Origin of the sequence: Bacteroides sp. An269 (assembly GCF_002159755.1) — a bacterium.
In the GTDB taxonomy this organism is placed as follows: Bacteria; Bacteroidota; Bacteroidia; order Bacteroidales; family Bacteroidaceae; genus Phocaeicola; species Phocaeicola intestinalis.
On sequence record NZ_NFJG01000049.1, the window covers coordinates 1 to 22,107 of the forward strand.

General features: G+C 46.5%; 16 protein-coding genes and 1 pseudogene. 7 read left to right on the top strand and 10 right to left on the bottom strand.

Going from position 1 to position 22,107, the window contains the following annotated elements:
- Window positions 1-173: 173 nt before the first annotated feature.
- Entirely contained in the window at window positions 174-1,346 is a 1,173-nt protein-coding gene (locus B5F71_RS10460) for an iron-containing alcohol dehydrogenase (RefSeq protein WP_022038845.1), read from the bottom strand.
- A 97-nt stretch (window positions 1,347-1,443) separates the two neighbouring features.
- Here B5F71_RS10460 and B5F71_RS19835 point away from each other — a divergent pair, with 97 nt between their 5' ends.
- On the top strand, window positions 1,444-1,629 hold the full coding sequence (locus tag B5F71_RS19835) for a hypothetical protein (protein WP_140406886.1): 186 nt from the start codon (window positions 1,444-1,446) through the stop codon (window positions 1,627-1,629).
- A gap of 145 nt (window positions 1,630-1,774) precedes the next feature.
- On the opposite strand, the gene B5F71_RS10470 is transcribed toward B5F71_RS19835, so the two are convergent.
- From B5F71_RS10470 to B5F71_RS10490, 5 genes are all read right to left on the bottom strand, one after another.
- A complete protein-coding gene (locus B5F71_RS10470) occupies window positions 1,775-2,833 on the bottom strand; it encodes an ABC transporter permease (RefSeq protein WP_087209999.1) in 1,059 nt (352 codons plus the stop codon).
- Window positions 2,834-2,839: 6 nt separating this feature from the next.
- Window positions 2,840-3,949 carry an ABC transporter permease gene (locus B5F71_RS10475; protein ID WP_087210002.1) on the bottom strand — a complete coding sequence of 370 codons (1,110 nt, stop codon included), beginning with the start codon at window positions 3,947-3,949 and terminating at the stop codon, window positions 2,840-2,842.
- A 75-nt stretch (window positions 3,950-4,024) separates the two neighbouring features.
- Window positions 4,025-5,482: an ATP-binding cassette domain-containing protein gene (locus B5F71_RS10480; protein ID WP_087210005.1), complete on the bottom strand. Its 1,458-nt coding sequence runs from the start codon at window positions 5,480-5,482 to the stop codon at window positions 4,025-4,027.
- Window positions 5,469-6,380, bottom strand: a complete 912-nt coding sequence (locus B5F71_RS10485; RefSeq protein WP_022038841.1) for an HlyD family efflux transporter periplasmic adaptor subunit — start codon at window positions 6,378-6,380, stop codon at window positions 5,469-5,471. The genes B5F71_RS10480 and B5F71_RS10485 overlap by 14 nt, the downstream gene beginning before the upstream one ends.
- A 10-nt stretch (window positions 6,381-6,390) precedes the next feature.
- Window positions 6,391-7,665, bottom strand: coding sequence for a TolC family protein (locus B5F71_RS10490; RefSeq protein ID WP_239413997.1), 1,275 nt, complete (start codon window positions 7,663-7,665; stop codon window positions 6,391-6,393).
- Window positions 7,666-7,847: 182 nt separating this feature from the next.
- Here B5F71_RS10490 and B5F71_RS10495 point away from each other — a divergent pair, with 182 nt between their 5' ends.
- Entirely contained in the window at window positions 7,848-8,753 is a 906-nt protein-coding gene (locus tag B5F71_RS10495; RefSeq protein ID WP_022038839.1) for a helix-turn-helix transcriptional regulator, read from the top strand.
- Window positions 8,754-8,837: 84 nt separating this feature from the next.
- Here the strand turns inward: B5F71_RS10495 and B5F71_RS10500 are convergent, their stop codons facing one another.
- The gene (locus tag B5F71_RS10500) at window positions 8,838-9,716 is read right to left on the bottom strand and encodes an FKBP-type peptidyl-prolyl cis-trans isomerase (RefSeq protein WP_022038838.1); all 879 of its coding nucleotides are present in this window, start codon (window positions 9,714-9,716) and stop codon (window positions 8,838-8,840) included.
- Window positions 9,717-9,872: 156 nt separating this feature from the next.
- On the bottom strand, window positions 9,873-10,457 hold the full coding sequence (locus tag B5F71_RS10505; RefSeq protein ID WP_022038837.1) for an FKBP-type peptidyl-prolyl cis-trans isomerase: 585 nt from the start codon (window positions 10,455-10,457) through the stop codon (window positions 9,873-9,875).
- 135 nt (window positions 10,458-10,592) lie between these two features.
- On the opposite strand from B5F71_RS10505, the gene B5F71_RS10510 reads away from it, so the two are divergent.
- Both B5F71_RS10510 and rd read left to right on the top strand, forming a co-directional pair.
- Window positions 10,593-11,297, top strand: a complete 705-nt coding sequence (locus B5F71_RS10510; RefSeq protein ID WP_022038836.1) for an NAD-dependent deacylase — start codon at window positions 10,593-10,595, stop codon at window positions 11,295-11,297.
- Window positions 11,298-11,368: 71 nt separating this feature from the next.
- Complete coding sequence (gene rd, locus B5F71_RS10515) at window positions 11,369-11,533, top strand: rubredoxin (RefSeq protein ID WP_022038835.1); 165 nt, start codon at window positions 11,369-11,371, stop codon at window positions 11,531-11,533.
- 247 nt (window positions 11,534-11,780) lie between these two features.
- Here rd and B5F71_RS10520 read toward each other — a convergent pair whose 3' ends face one another.
- Window positions 11,781-13,499, bottom strand: coding sequence for a DUF5597 domain-containing protein (locus B5F71_RS10520; protein WP_087210013.1), 1,719 nt, complete (start codon window positions 13,497-13,499; stop codon window positions 11,781-11,783).
- Between the two features lie 321 nt (window positions 13,500-13,820).
- Between B5F71_RS10520 and B5F71_RS10525 the strand changes: the two genes are divergently transcribed.
- The 3 genes and pseudogenes from B5F71_RS10525 to B5F71_RS10535 form a co-directional block, all read left to right on the top strand.
- Complete coding sequence (locus tag B5F71_RS10525; protein ID WP_087210015.1) at window positions 13,821-16,961, top strand: TonB-dependent receptor; 3,141 nt, start codon at window positions 13,821-13,823, stop codon at window positions 16,959-16,961.
- Window positions 16,962-16,986: 25 nt separating this feature from the next.
- A complete protein-coding gene (locus B5F71_RS10530; RefSeq protein WP_022038832.1) occupies window positions 16,987-18,804 on the top strand; it encodes a RagB/SusD family nutrient uptake outer membrane protein in 1,818 nt (605 codons plus the stop codon).
- Between the two features lie 364 nt (window positions 18,805-19,168).
- Window positions 19,169-19,453, top strand: a pseudogene (locus B5F71_RS10535) (nitroreductase family protein); the annotation flags it as partial.
- A gap of 143 nt (window positions 19,454-19,596) precedes the next feature.
- On the opposite strand, the gene pnp reads toward B5F71_RS10535, so the two are convergent.
- Window positions 19,597-21,783, bottom strand: a complete 2,187-nt coding sequence (pnp, locus tag B5F71_RS10540; protein ID WP_022039824.1) for a polyribonucleotide nucleotidyltransferase — start codon at window positions 21,781-21,783, stop codon at window positions 19,597-19,599.
- Between the last annotated feature and the right edge of the window lie 324 nt (window positions 21,784-22,107).

The window sequence follows — 22,107 nt, forward strand, 5'->3', positions numbered from 1 at the left end:
CCGGATGACCCTGATTCCGGGCTTCCACCGCCTTCCTCCGCCCTTTCCGCTACGCTCCAAGGACGGAGGAAGGCGGTGGCGGAGTTGCACTTCTAACTTGACGGTGGGGGAAGTTAAAAAAGTGAAGGAGTTAAGAAGCAATATCCTATCAGGCTCTTAACTCCTTAAACCACTTATTTGTACGATTGTTTATAGATATTCAGTACTTCATCGTCGGTCAGCGGACGAGGATCGAGGGTAAAGAGGCTGCCCATGGTATCTCGTGCATTTTGTACCATCTTGGGAAAGTCTTCTTCTTTGATACCCCAGTCGCTCAATTTGATGTTGTCTACGTGACATTCGCGTTGCATGCGTACCAGTGCATCAATGAAATCGCTCGGACGGTTGCTCTTTTGTTGGGTCATGACATCTGCCATTTTCATAAAACGTTTCATGCAGTCGTTGCGGAAAGTTTCGAAGTAGGCTGTACTGATGGCAATCAGTCCGGCTCCATGAGGCAGTTCGGGATAATAGGCACTCATGGCATGTTCCATAGAATGTTCGGAAATGCAACAAGATGTGGCTTCTACCAGCCCGGCCAGTGTGCTGGCCCATGCTACTTTGGCGCGTGCTTTGATGTCGCGTCCGTCATTGACGGCTACCGGCAGGTATTTATAGAGCAGGCGGATAGCTTCCAGTGCGTACAGGTCGCTTATAGGAGTAGCACAATTGGCAAGGAAGCCTTCTGCTGCATGGAAGAAGGCATCGAAGCCCTGATATGCCGTGAGATGGGGAGGTATGGTAACCATCAGCGTCGGGTCGACAATGGAGAGTACTGGAAAGGTAAGTGGGCATCCGAATCCGATTTTTTCCTGTTTCTCTTCGTTGGTAATCACTGTCCATGGATCGGCTTCCGTACCGGTTCCGGCTGTGGTCGGTATGGCTACAATGGGAAGTGCTTTTGTGACCGGACGCCCTTTGCCCGTACCTCCGTTTACGTAGTTCCAGTAATCACCATCATTGCATGCCATGACGGCGATGGCTTTTGCAGAGTCGATGCTGCTTCCTCCTCCCAACCCGATGATAAAGTCGCATTTCTGCTCGCGGCAGATGGCTGCGGCTTCCATAACATGTGTCTTGATGGGATTAGGAAGAATCTTATCGTATACAATGGCACTGACATCGTTTTCAGTAAGGTATCCCAATACTTTATCCAGGTATCCATATTTTTTCATGGACGTTCCGCCGGATATGACTATCATGGCTTTTCTGCCGGGAAGTGTTTCGGTAGCTAATTTCTTTATTTCACCGCACCCGAACAATATCTTGGTGGGTACGTACAAACTAAAAACTGGATTTGAGTTCATATCTGTTTGCTTTTAAAGGTTCATCATTTTCAAAGATACGAATAAAACCATTGCTTGTTGCCAGCAGAGTGTTAATTTTTTCAATTTAGAAGCTGTTTTGAATTTATCGTGCGATGATTTGGATGAGTTTTTGAGGCATTTTCGCTTCTGTGATGAGGAAGATAGCGGGCTATCTGACGAAGAACAGGAGCGAAAAGGACCAAAAAATCGCCCAAAGCACACACGAAAACAGATACATCAAGCCAAGAAAAACTTTTTGGAGAAATTCAAAACAGCTTCTTAGGGCTTGTTTAATTTTGTTCAGGTTAAGAGCCTGTCTTAAATCTTCCAATAAAATGAGGACTCCTTGTCGGCTAAAGGACATTCATATTAATATTCTATCAGGATTCTTTTGCGTTTGTTTCCGCTCTGTGTTTCTGATTTCGGGGTTATTGTTGCTTTTTATAACTTACAATGGCCCACAGATAAAGCACAGTGGCAAAAATGGCAAGTGTACCCAGCTGCGGCAGAATATCGGTGAGACTGCTTCCTTTCAGGTACACCATGCGCATGATTTCCATAAAATAACGCAATGGATTGGCGTAGGTGATGCATTGTGCCCACTGGGGCATGCTGCTGATGGGGGTAAACAATCCGCTCATCAGAATGAATATCAGCATACAGAACCACATGACAAACATGGCTTGTTGCATGGTGGCTGAATAATTGGAAATGACCAGTCCTAAACCAGACACCACGAAGGTAAATACGATGGTGGCAATGTAGATGCAAAAGATATTCCCCGAAGGAGTAAGTCCGTATACCAGCCATGCCAACAGCATACAAAGGTTGAGAACGATGAATCCGATAAGCCAATAGGGTAATAACTTACTGAGTATGAAAGTGAATCGGCTTACGGGAGTGACATTGATTTGCTCGATGGTACCGGCTTCTTTTTCGCCTACAACGTTCAGTGCCGGAAGAAATCCGCAGAGCAGTACGAGCAACATGGTCATCAGTGCCGGAACCATGTAATTCTTGTATTCAAGGTGTGGATTGAACAGGTAGCGTATGGAAGTGTTTCCGGCAGGTGCAAGAATCTGGCTTAAATACGAACTGCCCAATCCACCTTTAGTCCCGTTGACGGCATTGACGGCAACCAGTGCTGAGGCAGGTCTGCCGTTCACTTGTTCTTTTTCAAAACCACGAGGTATTTCCAACAGCATGTCGGCACGGTCTTTCTCGATGGCTTCCAGTCCGTCACGATACGTGTCGGGCAGTCCGGTCAGCTTAAAATAAGGCGATGCTTCGATTCGGTGTACCAGACGTTCGGAAGAAGGGCTATGGTCGTTGTCGATAATCACAATGCGCAGGTCTTCTATTTCCAGGGTGGCAGCCCATGGTATAATCAGCATCATCATGCATGGGAAAAGCAGAATGAGACGTGGCAGGAAACTGTTGCGTGCCAGTTGCTTGAACTCTTTTTCTATCAGGTAGCGTAGTGTCATAGGCTTTCATTCTAAACGGTTCTTGAATTTGCGGGCAGTGATGCCTATCAGGGCGATGGCCATTACCAGCAGGACGGTTACTTCGTGCCAGACGTAGGCAAGGGGTACACCTTCTATCATGAGTTTTCGTACCAGGTCGACGTACCAGCGTGCCGGAATGAGACAGGAGAGGGCTTGCAGAATACCCGGCATACTTTCGATGGGAAAGATGATGCCCGACAGGATGATGGTGGGAATCAGCATCACCATGCCTGATACAAGCATGGCTGCTACCTGTGTCCGGACAAGGCACGACACGAGCAATCCTAATGCCAGCGAGACGAAGATGAACAGCAGGGATACACTCAGCAGGCTGAACAGATTGCCTGCAATGGGAACCTGGAGTACAAATACCGAGAGCAGCAGAATGGTGGTCAGGTTGATAAGGGACAAGACGAAATAGGGTACTGCTTTCGAGAGGATGACAAACAACGGATTGACGGGAGAGACAAGCAAGACTTCCATCGTTCCGGTTTCTTTTTCGCGTACAATGGAAATGGAGGTCATCATCGCACATATCAGCATCAGGATAAGCCCCATTACGCCTGGTACGAAGTTGTAGGCACTTTTCATTTGTGGATTATAGAGCAGCTTGCCCGATACGATGAGGCTGGGGGAAGCATCTGCTTTTGTTCCGGTCCGTTTGATGGCATTTAGGGCGGTATGCAGGATTCCATTGGCATACGTGCTCCGTGTGACGGCAAGGTTGGGATCCGTGGCATCGGCTATTAGCTGGATATCTTCTGCATCCATACGCAAGCGATTCAGGTCGGAAGGGAAAACTACTGCCAGTTCTATCCGGTTCCGTTTAAACAACCGGTCTATTTCATCGGACGAATGTACGATGTATTTTACATGGAAGTATTCGCTGGCATCCAGCCGCTCGACTATACGTTGCACTTCTGCATCGCTAGAAGGCATCAGTACGGCGGTCTCTACATTGCGTACTTCGGTAGAGATAGCAAAGCCGAAAAGGATAATCTGTACGATGGGCATTCCTATCAGTATCAGCATCGTGCGCCGGTCGCGCAGGATGTGACAGAACTCTTTCCGGATAAAGGCGATAAATTGTTTCATAGTCGTATGTTTCTTTTTTTACCATAGAGGAAAAATTAAAGTCTCTGTGTGCTTCGGTTCCTCTATGATGAGCTGTCAGTTCCCGTTTCGTTTCGCTTCGCGTGCCAGGAGTCGGAACACTTCATCCATATCCTTGGCATTGAACATCTCTTTTAATTTTGCCGGTGTGTCGAGTGCTCGGATGCGTCCGTCTACCATCATCGAGATGCGGTCGCAATATTCTGCTTCGTCCATATAGTGTGTGGTGACGAATACCGTGATGCCTTGGTGTGCAGCCTGGTAAATTAGTTCCCAGAACTGGCGGCGAGTGGCAGGGTCTACGCCTCCGGTAGGTTCGTCAAGGAATACCAGCTGGGGGCGATGGAAAATAGCTACAGAGAATGCCAGTCGTTGTTTCCAACCCAAGGGAAGCTCGCGTACCAAGGTGTGGCGACTTTCATACAGTCCAATGCGGTGAAGCATCTCTTCGGCGCGAGGCGGTATTTCCTTGTCGGGTACACCGTAGATTCCGGCAAAGAGACGCACGTTTTCCCATACGTTCAAGTCTTCGTAGAGTGAGAATTTCTGGCTCATATATCCGATGCGCCGTTTGATTTCTTCGCTCTGCGTGTATACGTCGAAGCCCATAACTTCAGCATTTCCTCCGGTAGGCAGGCTCAGTCCGCAAAGGATGCGCATGGCAGTGGTCTTGCCGGCTCCGTTGGCTCCTAGGAAGCCGAATATCTCTCCGCTTTTCACTTCGAACGAGATGTGGTCGACTGCCGTAAAATTGCCGAACTGTTTTACCAGTCCGTTGACGCGGATGATGGTTCCGGTTTCGGTATTATCTATATCGCGTTGCAGGCCGGGCGGGCATAAGATGTTGCGGAAACGGTCGAGAATGACTGCTGGGGTATCGATGCCCCGTACATTTCCTTCTTGTAAAAAGGCAATCCGGTTACAACGTCTGGCTTCGTCCATAAAGGGAGTCGAGACCACGATGGTCATCCCTTGCGTACGGAGCTTAGCCAGTATCTGCCAGAATTCTTTACGTGATACGGGGTCGACTCCTGTTGTCGGTTCGTCCAGGAAAAGTATTTCCGGTGAATGCACCAATGCACAGCAGAGAGCGAGTTTTTGTTTCATTCCTCCCGAAAGGGCTCCTGCCCGTCGGTTGGCGAAGGGGGCTATTTGTTCGTAAATGTCTTTTATTTGTCCGTAATGGGCTTTTACGGTAGTCTGGAAAACGGTGGCGAAGAAATTCAGGTTTTCTTCTACCGTCAGGTCTTGATACAAGGAGAAACGTCCAGGCATATATCCTATACGCTTCCGTATCTCTTTATATTCTTTTCGTACATCGTAACCCATCACCGATGCTGTGCCTGTATCCGCATTCAGAAGGGTAGTCAGAATGCGGAATAACGTGCTTTTCCCTGAACCGTCGGGACCAATCAGTCCGAACAGTTCACCTTGTCCTATCTCAAAAGACACTTCGTGGAGGGCTTTTGTCTTTCCGTAGTATTTGCTGATGCCTTTGACTTCAATCACTTTCATCGGTTTGGAATTTTACTTTGCCATACATGCCCAGTTTGATGATACCGTCATTGCGGACAGCTATCTTTACGGCATATACCTGATTGGCACGTTCATCATCGGTCAGGATAGTTTTGGGGGTGAACTCTGCCTCGTCGGCTATCCAGCTCACGATACCGGCATAAGTTTTCAGGTTGTCGTCGCCGAAATCGGCATATACTTTTGCTTCCATTCCAATACGGACCGATGCAAGTTGTGTAGATGTGATGTAAGCGCGCAGGAAGATGTGTTCGGTATCGGCAATTTTGAACAGTGGCTTTCCTACCGATGCCAGTTCGCCTGGTTCGGCATATTTGGCAAGGACGGTACCGTTGATAGGAGCCACAATGTGACATTTCTGCAGTTGGTCTTCTATCTGCGCCATTTGGATGGCGACTGAAGAACTCTGTTCGTTCAAACTGGCTGTACTATTATATAAGGTAGAGCGTTGGGCTTCGAGTTGGCTTTCCAATACGGCTATCTGCGATTCCCAGTCGTCCAGTTGCTTGCGGTTGGCTGCATTTGCTTTTAACAGGTTCTCTACGCGTGCCCGTTCGCGTTGTGCTGTGGCAAGTTGTTCTTGCAGGGCAGCTATCTGTTTGCGGATGTCGGGCCGCTGGTTGTCTACCGACTTCATATTTGCCTGAAGTTGCAGTTTTTTCAGATAGAGCTGGACAGTGTCGGTCAGCCCTACTTCTTCTCCTTGTTTCAGCCGGACACCTTCTTCTGCATCCAGACGGAACAGTTTGCCGTTGCTTTCGGCAGACACGATAATCTCAGTGGCTTCAAAGGTGCCTGTCGCATCGAAGTCGATGTCCGGATGGCAGGATGCCAGCAGTATGCTTGTCAGTGAGGCAAAAAATAAAGAATAAGTTTTCATACGTTTGAGGTTATGGGTTTATGGTCGGTTGGTTGTTGGTAAGGTGCTGTTGCTGGTATTGGTGCATCAGCAGTTGGATTTCGTGTAACGCTTTGGCTTGTCGGGCAAGGCTTTCAGCAGTTACTTCGCGTAACATTTCAGTCACGCTTAGCGTGCCGTTGGCTACTTTGGCTTCAGCAGATTGCCGGATGTTGCTGCGCAAGCGGATGATTTCGTCATCGTCTTTCATCTGTTTCTGGAGTGCAAGCAGGATGCCGTCTTGTTCAGCCAGTTGCAGTCGGGTATTGAAGAGGAACAGGTCGCGGTTGCTTTCTATCTGCAAGCGGCGGGTATCCAGCTTCCGTTTGTCGTTTTTCAGGGTATACAAGTTACCGAAGTTCCACGTGAGACGTGCTCCTACGATGTAATATGCCCGGAATTGGTCTTTCAGAAAGTCCAGTCCAGGATTGCCGTATGCGCCTTGTGCGAAGAGTCCGATGCGGGGCATATAGCCTGCTTGCAGGTTGTGACGTTCCACTTCGAGGCTTTGTACTTGTGCATTATACAGGTCCAGCTCCGGCCGGGCGATACGGAAAGCAGTCTTGTCATCGGGGGAGACAGGGCGTATCAGCTGGGTTTGTTCGTCCAAAGGCTTGCCGGTGAGCAGCGAAAGCATGCGCAGGTAGGCGGTGCGGTTGGCGGTGAGCTGTGTCCGTTGCTGACGGGTGTTGAGGATTTCCACCTGCACGGCATCTACATCGGCATCGTTGGCTATGCCGTTGTCACGATAAGCACGTATGTTTTTCAGGTTGCGTTGCAGGTCTTCTTCAAGCAGGTGGTTCTGTTCCAGTTGTTCGTCTATCAGCAGGATGCCGAAGAATACTTGGTTTACCTGTTCATTCAGGGCGTACATCGTGACGTTCAATTGCCTCCTGCTTTCTTCAGTTTCGGTTTTGACTTGTTCCTTTCTGGCTCGGATGTTGCCTCCGTCCCAGATGTTTTGTGTTACTTCCAACTGTATTTGATATTGGTCTTTGGGCAATCCCTTCATGCCGATGCCGGGGATGTCGAACGGGAAAGTGGTGGCTTCGCTTTGGTAGGATACTTTTCCACTGAGGCTGACTTGGGGCAGGTTGCCGCGGGTTGCATTGTCAAGTGTGTATTGTTCTGACAGGCGGAGCAGGTCGTATTGCCTTGCCAGCGGATAGTTTTGTTGCGCGGCAGCCCGGCACTCGTCCAGGGTCACCTGTCCGAAAGAGGAAAGGCAGAAGCATCCCACCAGCATCAATAAACAGGTTCGTATCATAAGCATGTCGTTTTTTAAGGTTCTTTTTGCAAATATAGATTGTTCTGTTCATATTCAGAAGTTCCATTACTTGTTTCAAATGTTCTATTTGTTTGATTTTGTACTGGCTATCTCCTGTTTTTGCTGTGAATTATTATCTTTGCAGGAGGTAGAGAACATTGGTTTATCTTAAAATTTAGGATATGGAACAGAAAGACTTTTTTTTGCTTGCTTTGCAACAGATACACGATTTTCCTTTTACACGGTGTAATGCGAGTCGTTTCATCACTCCCGAACTGGGTTTTGTGCGTTCGGTAGAGGGGATGGACGAGATTGCGGAGTCAATTCTGATACCGGGAAGACCCTATCGCCTGACAGAAGGACGGATTGTTTATATCCAGTCGGGATATATCCGGGCTCGTATTAATTTACGTGAAGTGACGGTTTCAGGCGGGCAGCTGATTGTGTCTTCGCCAGGAGCTGTGCTTGAGTTTGAGGAAATGCCTGCGAATATGGATGTGACCATGCTGGCCTTTACTGATGACTTTATGGAAGGTTGGCAAAAAGAGCCTTTGTTGCATGCTTATCTGCAAGGTGGACTTTTTTTTGCTGTCGATTTGGATGAGAAGGAACGAAAGCGGCTGGAAGTGTTTTTGGACCTGATTTGGGAAGTGTTGCACGACGAACCTTTTCCGCGTGACACTGTCCGAAGCCTCATTTCTGCTTTGTTTCGTCAGATAGAAGTATTTTATCATCGCGATGCTGCGGTGGCGCGTCAGGAGCATACCCGGCAGGAAGAAATATTCAACCGGTTCTTGAAACTTGTTAACAGATATGCCGTACATGAGCGGAACATCACTTTTTACGCCGATGAACTGTATTTGAGTCCACGTTATCTGAGTACGCTTATCAAGCAGGTCAGCGGGCGGACGGTGATGGACTGGGTCAATGCTGCGGTGGTACAGGAAGCCAAATTACAACTGCGCCATACCGACAAACTGGTATATCAAATAGCTGATGACTTGAATTTTCCCAATGCTTCGTTCTTCTGCAAGTTTTTCCGTCGGATGACTGGAAAGACACCACATGCTTATCGGGATGAAGACTGAGTGAAATAAAATACCACAGATTACACCGATTATATAATGAATGAAAAAATCTGTGTAATCTGTGGTGAAAAACAGAGGGCAGCTTTATTTCTTCTTGGCAGCAGGCTCTTCAATGTCAACCAGTTCTACTTCAAAAATCAGTGTAGAGAAGGGTTTGATTTTACCCGTGTTGCGTGAGCCATAGCCCAATTCTTGCGGGATGTAGAGAATCCACTTCGAACCTACCGGCATCATGGTCAGCGCTTCGGTCCATCCTTTGATGACTTGGTCTGCACGGAAGCTGGTCGGTTCTTTGCGTTTGTAAGACGAATCGAATTCTGTACCGTCGATTAACGTGCCTTTGTAGTGTACTTTCACTCTCGATGTCTTTTCGGGTACTTTGCCGTTACCTTCTTTCACAACCTTATATTGTAAGCCGCTCGGAGTAACTTTCACACCTTCCTTGGTCTTGTTGGTGGCAAGGAAGTCTTCGTTCTGTTTCTTGTAGTCGGCATATTTCTCGGCAAGTGCCTTTTCTTTGATGGCATCTACGCGAGTACGTACGTACAGGCTGGCAGAGTCGGCAGAGAAGAGAGATTGTTCTTTCACTGCAGCGATGAATCCGGCAAGGAAGTTTTCTTTCGTCAGGCTTTGTGCAGAGTCACCTTCAAAAATTTGGCCGTTGATGGCATCGAACATCTGACCACTGACTTGTTGTCCGATTTGCATACCCATCAGGTAAGCTCTTTCTTTATCTTCCGTTGTCTTTATGCCTTGTTCGATACCGCGGATGAAATCATCATAATAGGCCGAATCAATCCCCATGCGGCCAAGTGCATAGTCTTGCAGTCCTTGTGTGTTGCTTACACCCATCATGTATGAGAGGGTGTCCACTTCGGTTTTCATGTTGGCTTTCGGTCCTTGTGCGCACGATGCCATGCCTCCAGCGATAGCCAATGCCATTAAAAAAGGAGTCTTTTTCATTTGCTTGATTTTTTTATATTTGTTGTTGATAATTCTTGTTCAGCAGTTTAAGCACTGTCGTAACACACACAGGTAACGTATATTTCCTTCTTCTGATGGACACAGATAAATAATTAAAACTGTGCACGTCTGCTTTTGTCGCCTGTGTGCCGTTAATTATAATACTTCAATCAGCTCCACTTCGAAGATGAGCGTGCTGTGCGGAGGAATCATCTCGCCCGCACCTTGTGCGCCGTAAGCAAGGTCGGACGGGATGTAGAGTTTCCATTTTGCACCTTCCGACATCAGTTGCAGTGCTTCCACCCAACCTTTTATCACTTGGTTCACGCCGAATACGGCAGGTTCGCCCCGCTTGATGGAACTGTCGAACAATGTTCCGTCTATCAAAGTGCCTTCATAGTGGCACCGTACGCGGTCGGTGGCTTTTGGCTTTTTGCCATTGCCTTCCTTGATTACTTCGTATTGCAGGCCGCTGGGAAGGGTCACGATGTTCGGTTTCTTCTTGTTTTCTTCCAAGAAAGTTTTTCCCTTGGCTATGTTTTCCGCATTGGCTTTTTCTTCCAGTTCGGTAAAGAACTTATTGACGATTTCGCGTGCTTCGTTATGCGTAATAGCAGTCTTGTTGCCTTCTAATACGTCTTTTACTGCTTGTGCAAAATCGTTTACGTCGATGCTGCGGGCGCCCATACTCCACAGGTTTTGGCCTATGCCTAAGCCAATGGCGTAACTGAATTTATCCATAAAGTCTTTGAGTTAAAAGATATTGTTTTTCTTTAGTCGGCGCAAAGGTATCTTTTTTATTTGAATAAGAGCTTCTGTAAGCGATTAAATTTTCTTATTTTTGTATGGTTAATCGTATGAAGGAGGAACTTGCGTATGAAAAAGTTGGTTATATTGACAGGAGCAGGCATGAGTGCCGAGAGCGGAATCAGTACTTTCCGCGACTCTGGAGGGTTGTGGGAGCAGTATCCCGTAGAACAAGTGGCTACACCCGAAGGCTATCGGGCGAACCCGAAGTTGGTAATAGATTTCTATAACGCGCGGCGTAAGGAACTACAACGCGTGAAGCCCAACCGCGGGCATGAGCTGATAGCCGAATTGGAAAAGGACTTCGACGTGACGGTCATTACACAGAACGTCGACAACTTGCACGAACGGGCAGGAAGCCACCATGTCATTCATCTGCATGGGGAACTGACCAAGGTTACATCGAGCCGGGACCCGAACAATCCGGCATACATCAAAGAGTTGAAACCCGAAGAATGGGAAGTGAAGATGGGCGACCTGGCCGCCGACGGCTCCCAGCTCCGTCCGTTCATCGTGTGGTTCGGCGAGGCGGTGCCGATGATAGAAACCGCCATCGGATACGCCGAGCAAGCCGATATATTCGTCATTATCGGCACTTCGCTCAATGTGTATCCGGCGGCCGGACTGCTCAATTATGTACCGTCTCGTGTACCGGTGTACCTTATCGACCCGAAAGAAGTCACCATTGTTTCGGGCAGGAAGGTGCATGTTATCCGCAAGGGAGCTTCGGAAGGAATGGAAGAATTAAAAAATATGTTATTAAAAGAACGGTGATAAACAAATCTTCCCTATATTTGTTCCATCATATAAAAGAACATTATAGCTAACTTAAAACAATTGGACGTATGAAAAAGTACATTTGCACCGTATGTGATTGGGAATACGATCCCGCTAAAGGTGATCCCGATAACGGCATCGCTCCGGGCACAGCATTCGAAGACCTGCCCGAAGATTGGGTTTGCCCGGTTTGTGGAGTAGGAAAAGAAGATTTCCAACCGGTAGAGGAGTAAATTCCTTTAGAGGTTAGAAAAACCGAAAGCCGGCCTGCGTAGCGTAATGCTTGCAGGCCGGCTTTCCTGGTTTCGGGGCTACGGAAACCGATGCAACCGGATGCCCAACCGGAGCCAATAATAGTTTCAGGCAGTTTTAATATACTGAAACTTTAGTTTTAATGCACTGAAACTGCAGTTTTAGTGCTATTATACTTCTGAAGAAACTGCCTTGTGTTGTCATTCCTTATCATTCCCTGTGTTTTTTTTACCGGTATTCGTATAGCTTCACATGCAGGATTTGGAAGTTGTCCACTCCGATGCGTGCGTGCCGTCCTTGGTGATCTTGATCGCCATTATAGCGCCGGATGAAGTTCAGGCTCCCGTCTTCGTTTACGCTGACTTCGTCTACCGAGCCGATGCCGATGCGTTTTTCATTCTTCCACCGGGCGGCAGACGCTTGACGGCCCTCGCCTTCCAATACGAATCCGTCTTCGCCTAACTTGGCTTGCGCCGTGCTCAAAGCGGCTTCTTCTTTGCTTTTAAATTCGACCACGATGCCGCTTCCGGCTATCAGGTATTCGTCTTCAGCCATCCGGATGACCAGTCCTCCTCCTTCCGGCCATACACTTCCATCGGTGGCACGTGAATCCCACGGCAAGGTAAAGAAGTGCTTACATATTAATAATGTGTTATCCCATGCAAGGGTGCGTTCTTTCTCGGTTTGGTCGAAAAGTAAGCCTTTCATGGCTCCCTGCCCCTGGTAACGGGTGATGAGAGGCATCAGTTCTTTCAGCTTGAGGTAGCTTTGGGTCAACTGGTAACTGGGACGGTCGGGCGCGTCTTCTATGGAGAACGGGCTGAAACCGATGCCGTCGTGCTCGCCGAATACATAAAAGGCACGCACACCATCATTAGGCTCCAGACGGATTTCAGGTATAAAAAGCGGGTTGTTGTGCAGCTTATATTGTGCGGTCCAGCCGGTAAACCCTTTGTCGTAGAGGTCGGGAGCCAGCAGGTCAATGCCCGGAGCGGCACAATGCCAGATATCGATGAGATGAGCCAGCGGTCCTGCCGACGGATATTCACCGGGTTTGCGCCCGCGACTATTCATGGCGGCATTGACATACATAGGCAAGTTGTACGCTTCCCGTCCGCACTGAATCATACGTTCCACATACGTGGCATAGTGCCATGCCATAAAGATTTCATCGGTATACAGGTCGGTGCCGAACACCTTCTGCCAGTTTCCTTCGGTCTTTCCTCCCGCTTTTTGCCATTTTTCTGCCAGCCACGGGTGGAGCGTCTTTTTGTTCTTTACCAGGTAATCGGCCAACTCTTCAGGGATGGCTGATTGGAACAGGCGGTTGGCTTCTTCCGAATAGTCGCGTGCGCTTTCCAGCATACCGATTTCGTTTTCTACCTGTACCATGATGACGGTATGTTTGTCCCCGTCGGTTTCGGAAAGATGCCGCATGAACGCTTTAAAAGCCTTGCTATCCGCCTGGAATACATTGTCCGAGAAAGGACTGGCTATCTCCAGCGGCTTACCCGTCTGGGTCCGTACGCGCGGGTACTTCTTGTAGTCTTGCTTGAACCATAGCGGGGCATAGCAGCTCATAGAGTTTTTCCATGCGCCGAACCAGAGAAAGACGATTCTCAAGTCGTTTGCCCGTGCCTGTGTAATGGCGTGGTCTACCAAAGAGAAATCGAATGTCCCCTCTTCGGGCTCTATCAAGTCCCAGTAAGCAGGCACCAGTACCGTATTCAGCCCGGTGCGTTTCAGCTTAGGAAAAATACGGTCGATGTCTTGCAGGGAAGAAGCCGAAGAGTTTCCCAATTCTCCTCCCAAGATGAGGTACGGACGGTTGTCTACCATGAGTTGAGTAGCCGAACCGTGTTTTTGCCAATGTGGCATTTGTTGCGCAAGCACCGGAAGCAGCCCGATGAGACTTGCCAAAAAAAGAGTGATGAATCGATTTTTCATGTGTGTCGGTTTAGGTGATTGACTTAATGATACGGAAGCAAAGATAAACTAAAAAAAGCAAAGTCGTTTCGTGTTTTTTCTTTCGGAATCATGTTGTTCGGCATAAGATGTTCGATTTATGACAATATATGTAACATTTAACGCCGTTTAACACAAAAGATGTAACATGCATAGTAAAACATGTAACATAAGGGAAAAACAAAGTGAACATAATCATTTAAATTTGCCTCAAAGCAAGTGCGGAATTCGGCCGTACGTTGGGCACAACGAAGGCCGGTTCCGTATTCTATGCCTCTATGTTAAACATAAAAATGTTAAGTCATGAGAAACACTAATTGTTCAAAAACCTTTGGACTGTTGTTTCTGCTATGCCTTCTCCCTGTATGGGCATTGGCACAAACGATAACAGTAAAAGGTGTTGTGAAAGATCCTACAGGGCAAACGGTCATTGGTGCCAGTGTATTGCAGAAAGGTACGTCGAACGGAACGATTACCGATTTTGAGGGTAGCTTTACGTTGGAAGTTCCTTCGGATGCAGTGCTTACTATTTCTTTTGTGGGTTATAAGACCCAAGAAATCAAAATTGCAGGAAAAACTTCATTGAATGTTACATTGGAGGAAGACGCCCAGATGCTGGATAACGTTATTGTGGTAGGTTATGGTACCCAAAAGAAGGAAGACTTGACTTCGGCGATTGCGACATTGAGTCCGAAAGAAGTTTTGAAGTCACCGGGTGGCATTACAGATGCGTTACAAGGTAGTACGGCAGGTGTAAACGTGTCGGGTGGCAAGATTCGTATTCGTGGTACGGCTTCTATTACAGGTAGCACCGATCCGTTATGGGTAGTAGATGGCATTATCGATGCTTCAGGCAATATCCCCAATGATGATGAAATCGAGTCTATTCAGGTGTTGAAAGATGCAGCATCATGTGCGATTTATGGTGTGCGTGGCGCGAACGGTGTTATTTTGGTTACGACCAAGAAAGGCAAAGAAGGTAAACCTCGCATCAGTTTCAATGCCTATGCCGGTTTTGGTTCGCCTACAAAGAAAGTGGAAATGTTGAATGCATATGATTATGGTATTTATGTGAATGAGCTTTATTACAATTCTTCTTCGGCGGCCAGTATCGCTGACGGTACTTGGAACCAGATTGTACCGACCGGTGTAGCTACCCCGAGTACTCCAATGGCTGATACGGACTGGTGGAATGAATATTTCTGCAATACAAATTATCAGAAATATGATGTATCTGTAAGTGGTGGCAGTAAATATGCAAATTACCGTATTGGTGCTACGCATACGGATAATGATGATCAGATGCATAAGAATGATGCGAAAGTGGATAATATCTATGCTAATGTAGAAGGAACTATCGGTCGTCTTACTTATGGTGGGCGTATTTTCGCTAATTATAGCCGTACAAATGGTTTTACAGGTGCTTCTTTGATGAATATGTTGCTTACTTCGCCCAATTTGCCCGTTTATAACGAAGATGGGACGTTTTTCCATACAGGAAACAATGGACGTGATGGGAACGATATGGCAAATCAAGCATGGTATTTGCACAATCAGCGTTTGCGTAACCGTTCGGTAAGCACAATGGGTAGTATTTTCGGTGAAATCAAGATATTTGACTGGCTGAAATACAGACTTACTTATACATATTCGTATGCGCGTAATAATGATGCTACAATCGTTCCCAAATATGACTTGGGTACGGCAAACGCCCGACAAGATTACAATTCACAGACTTCAACAAAAGGAGGAAGTGGCCATGAGGTGATTGAAAACTTGCTTACTTTCGACAAAACATTTAATGATATCCATTCGCTTTCGGGTGTGGTTGGTATCGTATCTGAAAAGTTTGAAGGTTTTTCTACAGCTATTACCGGACGTAGTAATGAATATAGTGGATTTGGTATCGAAAGTCGTTATCCAGACAGTCAAATCATTACCAGCTCACAATATAACGAGGCTTATTTTTCTTATCTTGCTCGTGTGATGTATTCGTACAACAGCAAATATATGATTACTGCAAACTTCCGTGCAGATGAGTCATCTAAGTTTGCTGAAGGAAACCGCTGGGGATATTTCCCCTCATTTTCAATAGGCTGGAGAGTCAGTGAAGAAAAATGGATGAAAGATGCCACTTCGCATTGGCTGGATAATCTGAAAATCCGTGCAACATTAGGATGGATTGGTAGTGCCAATGCTGTGGGACGCTATGATTATCAGTCGGTAGTGGAAACCGATAACCGTTATTATACGTTTGGTCCCGGGCAGATTAATCCTGACGGAAGTGTATCCAATGCACCTGCACCTTTGATTGAGAATTTTGCAAATCCGGACTTGTCATGGGAAACTACACGTGATGCAGGAGTTGGCTTTGATTTGGATATGTTTCATAATAAACTGAGTTTTGTATTCGATTATTATAATCGTAAAACTACAGATATGCTTTTAGCTGTCCAGCTTCCTCGTTCTACCGGTAATATCAATACGGTATATATGAATGTAGGTAGCATGACCAACTGGGGTATTGAGCTTGCGGCTACTTATCGCGAGAAAATCGGTGATTTCAGTTTTACCATTTCTCCTAACTTTTCGCTTTATCGGAATAAGGTGACCAGCCTGGGAAGCAATCAATCTCTTGCAGGAGGTAGTTCATCTACTGGAAATGTGACTATGACCGTAGCGGGGAGACCTGTAGCACAATTTTGGGGCTATAAGACAGATGGATTGTTCAGAACTGATGAAGAAGCCGCCAATTATGTCAATGACAAAGGCGTACGCCTGCAAGAGTCAGCTAGTGCCGGTGATATAAAGTATGTGGACTTGAATGGAGACGGAGTGATTTCGGATGATGACAAGACCTTTATAGGTTCTTCATTGCCTGATTGTTCATTTGGTTTGAATATTACGGCAGAATATAAAGGTTTTGATTTTTCTATGTTGTGGCAAGGAGATTTCGGTAACCAAATTTATAATAACTGGAAAACAGAATTAATGGGTGGTTATGCAGCTAAGAATCAAATGCTTGATATGGGTGATCGTTTCCGAGCTCATGACGTTACATTTACCACAGCTGGAGGTGAAACCATCACGTTACCTGCCAATACTAATACAGATGTGGCACGTGCTGTATTGAACGATCCTAACGGAAATCATACAAAAGCATCTGATTATTTTATTGAAAATGGTTCTTATTTCCGTTGCAACCGCATTACGTTGGGATATACCTTTGATAAGAATTTGCTTTCAAAGATTCATATCGAATCGTTACGGCTTTATATGGGTGTCAAGAATCCGTTTACCATTACAGGTTATTCTATGTTTGATCCGCAAGTTCCGAATGGAGGTTCAACTTTGAATCGTGGTGTGGATGGTGCTTACTATTATTCAGGAGATACATATTGGGCGACTCGTGAATTTTTTGCTGGTATCCAGTTGACATTCTAACACATAACAATTAAATAGCAAAATTATGAAACGTTTGAAAATTTATATAGGAGCGTGTCTGGGAAGTGTTTTGTTTACTTTAAGTTCTTGTGAACCGGAAATGGAGTTTACTAATCCTTCGGCAGATAGCGAATTGAATTATTATAATACGAAGGAACATCTGACATATGCTGTCAATGGTGCGTATAACATGTTGCAGCGTGCTGGAGGCTGGGCACGATGGATGCCGTTTATGTTGAATGCACGGAGCGATGAATATGCTTTTACAAGTGGTGCGGCTGCCGGTGAACCGGAAACTGCACGATTGTCCCAATACACGGTGAATGCTGATTTGGGAAGCCTTTCAACGACTTTCCAAGATATGTATACATTGCAGTATGCTGCTAATCTTGCTTTGGAGAAATTGGCTGCAAATCAAGATGGTGCATTCGATTTGAATAATACGGAGGATAAGAATTTGTATGACCGTCTGCGTGGCGAAGCTATTTTCCTTCGTGGGTTAAGCCGTTTTTATTTGGTTTATTTCTTTGGAGATCAAATCCCAGACCGTGATTATGTAACTACTGGTGGTGCTGATTATTCATTGCCTCCAGCTGAATCAGGACAGATTTATCAGCGTATGGTCAAGGATTTTCAGGATGCTTCTGAATTGTTGACAGCTTGGAATTATGAGGGGACAAATGATGAAGGACGTGCTACGAAAGGATCCGCCTTGGCATTCTTGGCAAAATGTTATATGGGACGTCCTATCCTTGACGGAACGGCGAAGGCTGGTGATGCCGATTGGACTTCGGCAAAAGCTGTTTTGGAACAAATCATCAATTCTGGTGCGTATGGATTGATGGATAATTATCGTGATAATGCCACTGAGGATAATGAAAATAATAAGGAATCGATGTTTGAAGTGCAGTTTTGTCAAAGTACCGAAACACAAGGTTTTAATCCTGCAGCTCCAGGCGACCTTAACAGCTGGGTCGTGACAGGGCAAAATACAATCCGCGAACTTGAATTGTCTGCCCCCAACTCTACCGAATGTGGACGCTGGTGGAACGGAATGCCATCTCTTGCCTTGTATAATGAGTTTGAACGGGATTCTGAAGGCAAAATTATTGACCCGCGTGCTTATTTGGGTATGTATATTCCTGATGGATGTAAATTTTTAGGCAAGTCAGGAAAGTGGCTTCCTTATGAAGAACTGTTCTCTGGTGGAACCTTTGATGCTTGGCGTGGTAAGTGGTTTGGATGCCGTAAATATAGTTTGGACAAAGTTCGTTCTGTAGAACAAAGTGGTATCAATGACCGACTGATTCGTTATGCGGATATCTTGTTGATGTACGCTGAATGTTGTCTGGAAACAGGTGATGAAGCAACAGCAAAAAATTATATCCAACTGGTTCGCAATCGTGCGAATAATAACACGGTTGCACTTAATACGACCGAAGCTGATGCCGGTATGTCTTATTTGGAAGGAGGGAAATTGCCTACAGTTGACGAATTGATTGCTAATCATCCTGTTGTAGGAAGGGTTGTAGGTAATAATGGTTCTGTCATTTGTGAAGGTATGGAAATAAACACAGTTCGTCGTGCACTGAAACATGAATATTCGGTTGAGTTGTACTGGGAAGGCTGGCGTTTCTTTAATTTGATGCGTTGGTATAATAACCCAAATGATCCGGATCGTGAAAGGATGTTGGACAATTTGATTAATAAGAATGCAGCCCAAGTGGAACAGACAAGTTTGACAGGTACGGCAACGTTTAATTATGAACGGAATCTGTATCTTCCTATTCCGTCAACAGAATTGACTACGAATCCTAATATGCACGGAAATGCAGCCAATTGAGTTTGAATAATAATAATTGTGCTTTTCAGTAAAACCTCTGCCGAAGCTGCTCGTGAGAGTCTGTCTGGCAGAGGTTTATTTTATCTTGGAATGTCTTTACTTGTCCGTTCCGCCTATATGGGGACATGGTTACGTCGCATAGAATGACAACGGGAAAGCCCTCAATTCGCTTAGGAACATTTGATTTTGCATCATTGTTGTATAATGTTTGTAAGTGATTGTATTTATCGGATGAAATTAAGATATATTATGGAGCGGTATGGATTTGTGCATTTAGCTGATGTCATCGTTCCTGTATGCTGTACCCGTTCCGTTCGCCGTGCATTACTAAACTGTATGTGTTATTATCTTCGTCTGGTGTAAGATTAATAATCTTACAGCGGATGGGGCTATCATCCGCGACTTTTCCGGCCGTGAAGTAAGTGATGAGGCTTTAAAGCGAATTATTAGTGCGGCGTTCAAGGCACCGGCCAACGACCATTTACGGCAATTCGAGTTTGTCGTGGTGCGTGGACAGGAGAATATAGCCAAGGTCATTGCTCCGTTGGCAAAGAACATGGCAGCATTCAAGAAGCTGGTTGCAGAGGTGGACGAATCGGGCGATAAAGACAAAATGGCGATGTTTGCCGATGCCTTGCCCAAGCAAAAAAACATCGATACAGAAGAGCGGATACATTTGAACGCGTGGTAAGAAATTGGGTATCTGGATGCTTTTATGAAAAATCTCCCTCTCTCAAGGGAAAAGCCCAAGAAAGAGGGAGATTATCATTATTATGAAAAAAATGTATTCACTTATTTTTCTTTACGAGGCTGGGGTTTGTGCTCTCGTTTCGGATGATTGGGCTTTTCTTCGGCCATTCCTTCTGGTTTTGGCATCAATACCTTGTGTGACAATTTGAACTTGCCGGTTTTCGGGTCGATATCCAGCAGTTTTACTTCAATTTCATCACCTTCTTTCAGTCCGGATTCTTCGATGGTTTCCAAACGTTTCCAGCTGATTTCCGAGATGTGCAGCAAACCGTCTTTTCCCGGAAGGAATTCGACAAATGCTCCATAAGGCATGATGGAACGTACCTTTCCTGTGTATACCTCACCTATTTCGGGGATGGCAACGATGCTCTTAATCATGCGTACGGCATCATCGATGGATTTCTTGTTCAAGCCGGCAATTTCGATGCGTCCTACGCCATCTGTTTCTTCGATGCTGATAGTGGCACCTGTCTCTTCCTGCATACCTTGGATGATCTTTCCGCCCGGGCCGATTACCGCTCCGATGAATTCTTTCGGAATCGTCATGGTTTCGATGCGCGGTGCGTTCGGTTTCAGTTCCGGACGAGGTTCGGCAATGCATTCGGTCAGTTTGCCTAAGATGTATTCGCGGCCCTCTTTGGCTTGCAACAATGCTTTTTCCAAAATGTCGTAGGTCAGTCCGTCGCACTTGATATCCATTTGGGTAGCAGTGATACCGTTTTTCGTACCGGTTACCTTGAAGTCCATGTCACCCAGATGGTCTTCATCTCCTAAGATGTCTGACAGGATGGCGTATTTGTCTTCTCCGGCGTTCTTGATCAATCCCATTGCAATACCTGATACCGGATTCTTGATAGGTACACCTGCATCCATCAGGGCAAGTGTTCCGGCACATACTGTAGCCATAGAAGAAGAACCGTTTGATTCGAGGATGTCGGAAACTACGCGGACACAATAAGGATAGTCGGCAGGAATCTGCCCTTTCAGTGCACGCCATGCCAAGTGTCCGTGTCCGATTTCACGACGGCCTACACCGCGTTGTGCTTTGGCTTCGCCTGTAGAGAAAGGCGGGAAGTTATAGTGTAGCAGGAAGCGTTCTTTGTGCTGGTCGAGTACATCATCGACGATTTTCTCGTCAGCTTTTGTACCCAATGTGACAGTACTGAGTGACTGGGTTTCTCCGCGTGTAAAGATAGATGAGCCATGTGGGTAGGGAAGTGGGCTTACTTCGCACCAGATGGGGCGGATGTCGGTCGTCTTACGTCCGTCCAGACGTTTGCCTTCATCGAGGATGCAACGGCGCATCGCTTCTTTTTCCACATCGTGATAATAGCGGTCAATCATCGGACCCTTTTCTTCCAGTTCCTCTTCGCTGAACTGGGCCTTGAATTCATCGCAGATTGCTGTAAAGGCTGCCTCGCGTTCATGTTTGTTTTTGTTGCCCGATTCGGCGATGGCGTATGCCTTGGCGTAACAAGCTTCGTGAACCGCCTTGCGCAGGTCTTCGTCGTTTTCTTCGTGGCAATATTCGCGTTTTACGGTAGAACCGACTTCTTCCATCAGTTCCATCTGTGCCTTGCAATGTACTTTGATGGCTTCGTGTGCGGCTTTCAGGGCTTCCAGCAAGTCTTGTTCGCTTACTTCGTTCATTTCACCTTCCACCATCATGATGTTCTCGTACGTAGCGGCTACCATCAGGTCCATATCTGCCTGCTCCAGTTGCTCGAAAGTCGGGTCGATAACGAACTTGCCGTTGATACGTGCTACACGTACTTCCGAGATTGGTCCGCCGAACGGGATATCCGATACGGCAAGCGCAGCCGATGCGGCAAGTCCAGCCAATGCATCAGGCATATCGACGCCGTCGGCAGAGAACAGAATGATGTTCACGTAAACTTCGGCATGGAAGTTGTCGGGGAACAACGGACGCAAGGCGCGGTCTACAAGGCGGCAGGTAAGGATTTCATAGTCTGATGCCTTGCCTTCGCGTTTAGTGAAACCGCCAGGAAAACGTCCGAACGCAGAATATTTTTCTTTGTACTCTACCTGAAGCGGCATGAAATCTGTACCGGGAACTGCATCTTTTGCTGCACAAACAGTAGCCAACAACACGGTGTTACCCATGCGCAGCGTAACAGCACCATCTGCCTGTTTTGCCAGCTTTCCCGTTTCGAGCGTGATGGTTCTGCCATCAGGAAGCTCGATCGTCTTAACAATAGGATTGATCATAAATAATGTTTTAATATAATTTTCGACTATAAATCGCGCAAAGATACGAATAATCTTGCAGTAATCGGGTGAAGATGAGGCAAAACTTTTACACTTCGCCCGTTTTTATGCTATTTTATGCCTTTCCCTCCGGATATACATGCTCAGCCCGATGCAGGCGGTTGCGCGTGCCGCCGCAAGCGGTTGCCCCTCTCCGGCACCGTAAAGCATCAGGAAGCAGGCTTTTAAGCCTTTCGTGCGTTAAAGTTCTTTTTTTCGTACAAGAACTTTTTCGAAAAGCTTTGTGAAACCATGAAAAGCCGTATCTTTGCACTCCGAAGTAAA

Coding starts and splice junctions, on each gene's coding strand:
- B5F71_RS10460 (WP_022038845.1), bottom strand. CDS start 1,346: ATGAACTCAAATCCAGTTTTTAGTTTGTACGTACCCACCAAGATATTG.
- B5F71_RS10470 (WP_087209999.1), bottom strand. CDS start 2,833: ATGACACTACGCTACCTGATAGAAAAAGAGTTCAAGCAACTGGCACGC.
- B5F71_RS10475 (WP_087210002.1), bottom strand. CDS start 3,949: ATGAAACAATTTATCGCCTTTATCCGGAAAGAGTTCTGTCACATCCTG.
- B5F71_RS10480 (WP_087210005.1), bottom strand. CDS start 5,482: ATGAAAGTGATTGAAGTCAAAGGCATCAGCAAATACTACGGAAAGACA.
- B5F71_RS10485 (WP_022038841.1), bottom strand. CDS start 6,380: ATGAAAACTTATTCTTTATTTTTTGCCTCACTGACAAGCATACTGCTG.
- B5F71_RS10490 (WP_239413997.1), bottom strand. CDS start 7,665: ATGATACGAACCTGTTTATTGATGCTGGTGGGATGCTTCTGCCTTTCC.
- B5F71_RS10495 (WP_022038839.1), top strand. CDS start 7,848: ATGGAACAGAAAGACTTTTTTTTGCTTGCTTTGCAACAGATACACGAT.
- B5F71_RS10500 (WP_022038838.1), bottom strand. CDS start 9,716: ATGAAAAAGACTCCTTTTTTAATGGCATTGGCTATCGCTGGAGGCATG.
- B5F71_RS10505 (WP_022038837.1), bottom strand. CDS start 10,457: ATGGATAAATTCAGTTACGCCATTGGCTTAGGCATAGGCCAAAACCTG.
- B5F71_RS10510 (WP_022038836.1), top strand. CDS start 10,593: ATGAAAAAGTTGGTTATATTGACAGGAGCAGGCATGAGTGCCGAGAGC.
- rd (WP_022038835.1), top strand. CDS start 11,369: ATGAAAAAGTACATTTGCACCGTATGTGATTGGGAATACGATCCCGCT.
- B5F71_RS10520 (WP_087210013.1), bottom strand. CDS start 13,499: ATGAAAAATCGATTCATCACTCTTTTTTTGGCAAGTCTCATCGGGCTG.
- B5F71_RS10525 (WP_087210015.1), top strand. CDS start 13,821: ATGAGAAACACTAATTGTTCAAAAACCTTTGGACTGTTGTTTCTGCTA.
- B5F71_RS10530 (WP_022038832.1), top strand. CDS start 16,987: ATGAAACGTTTGAAAATTTATATAGGAGCGTGTCTGGGAAGTGTTTTG.
- pnp (WP_022039824.1), bottom strand. CDS start 21,783: ATGATCAATCCTATTGTTAAGACGATCGAGCTTCCTGATGGCAGAACC.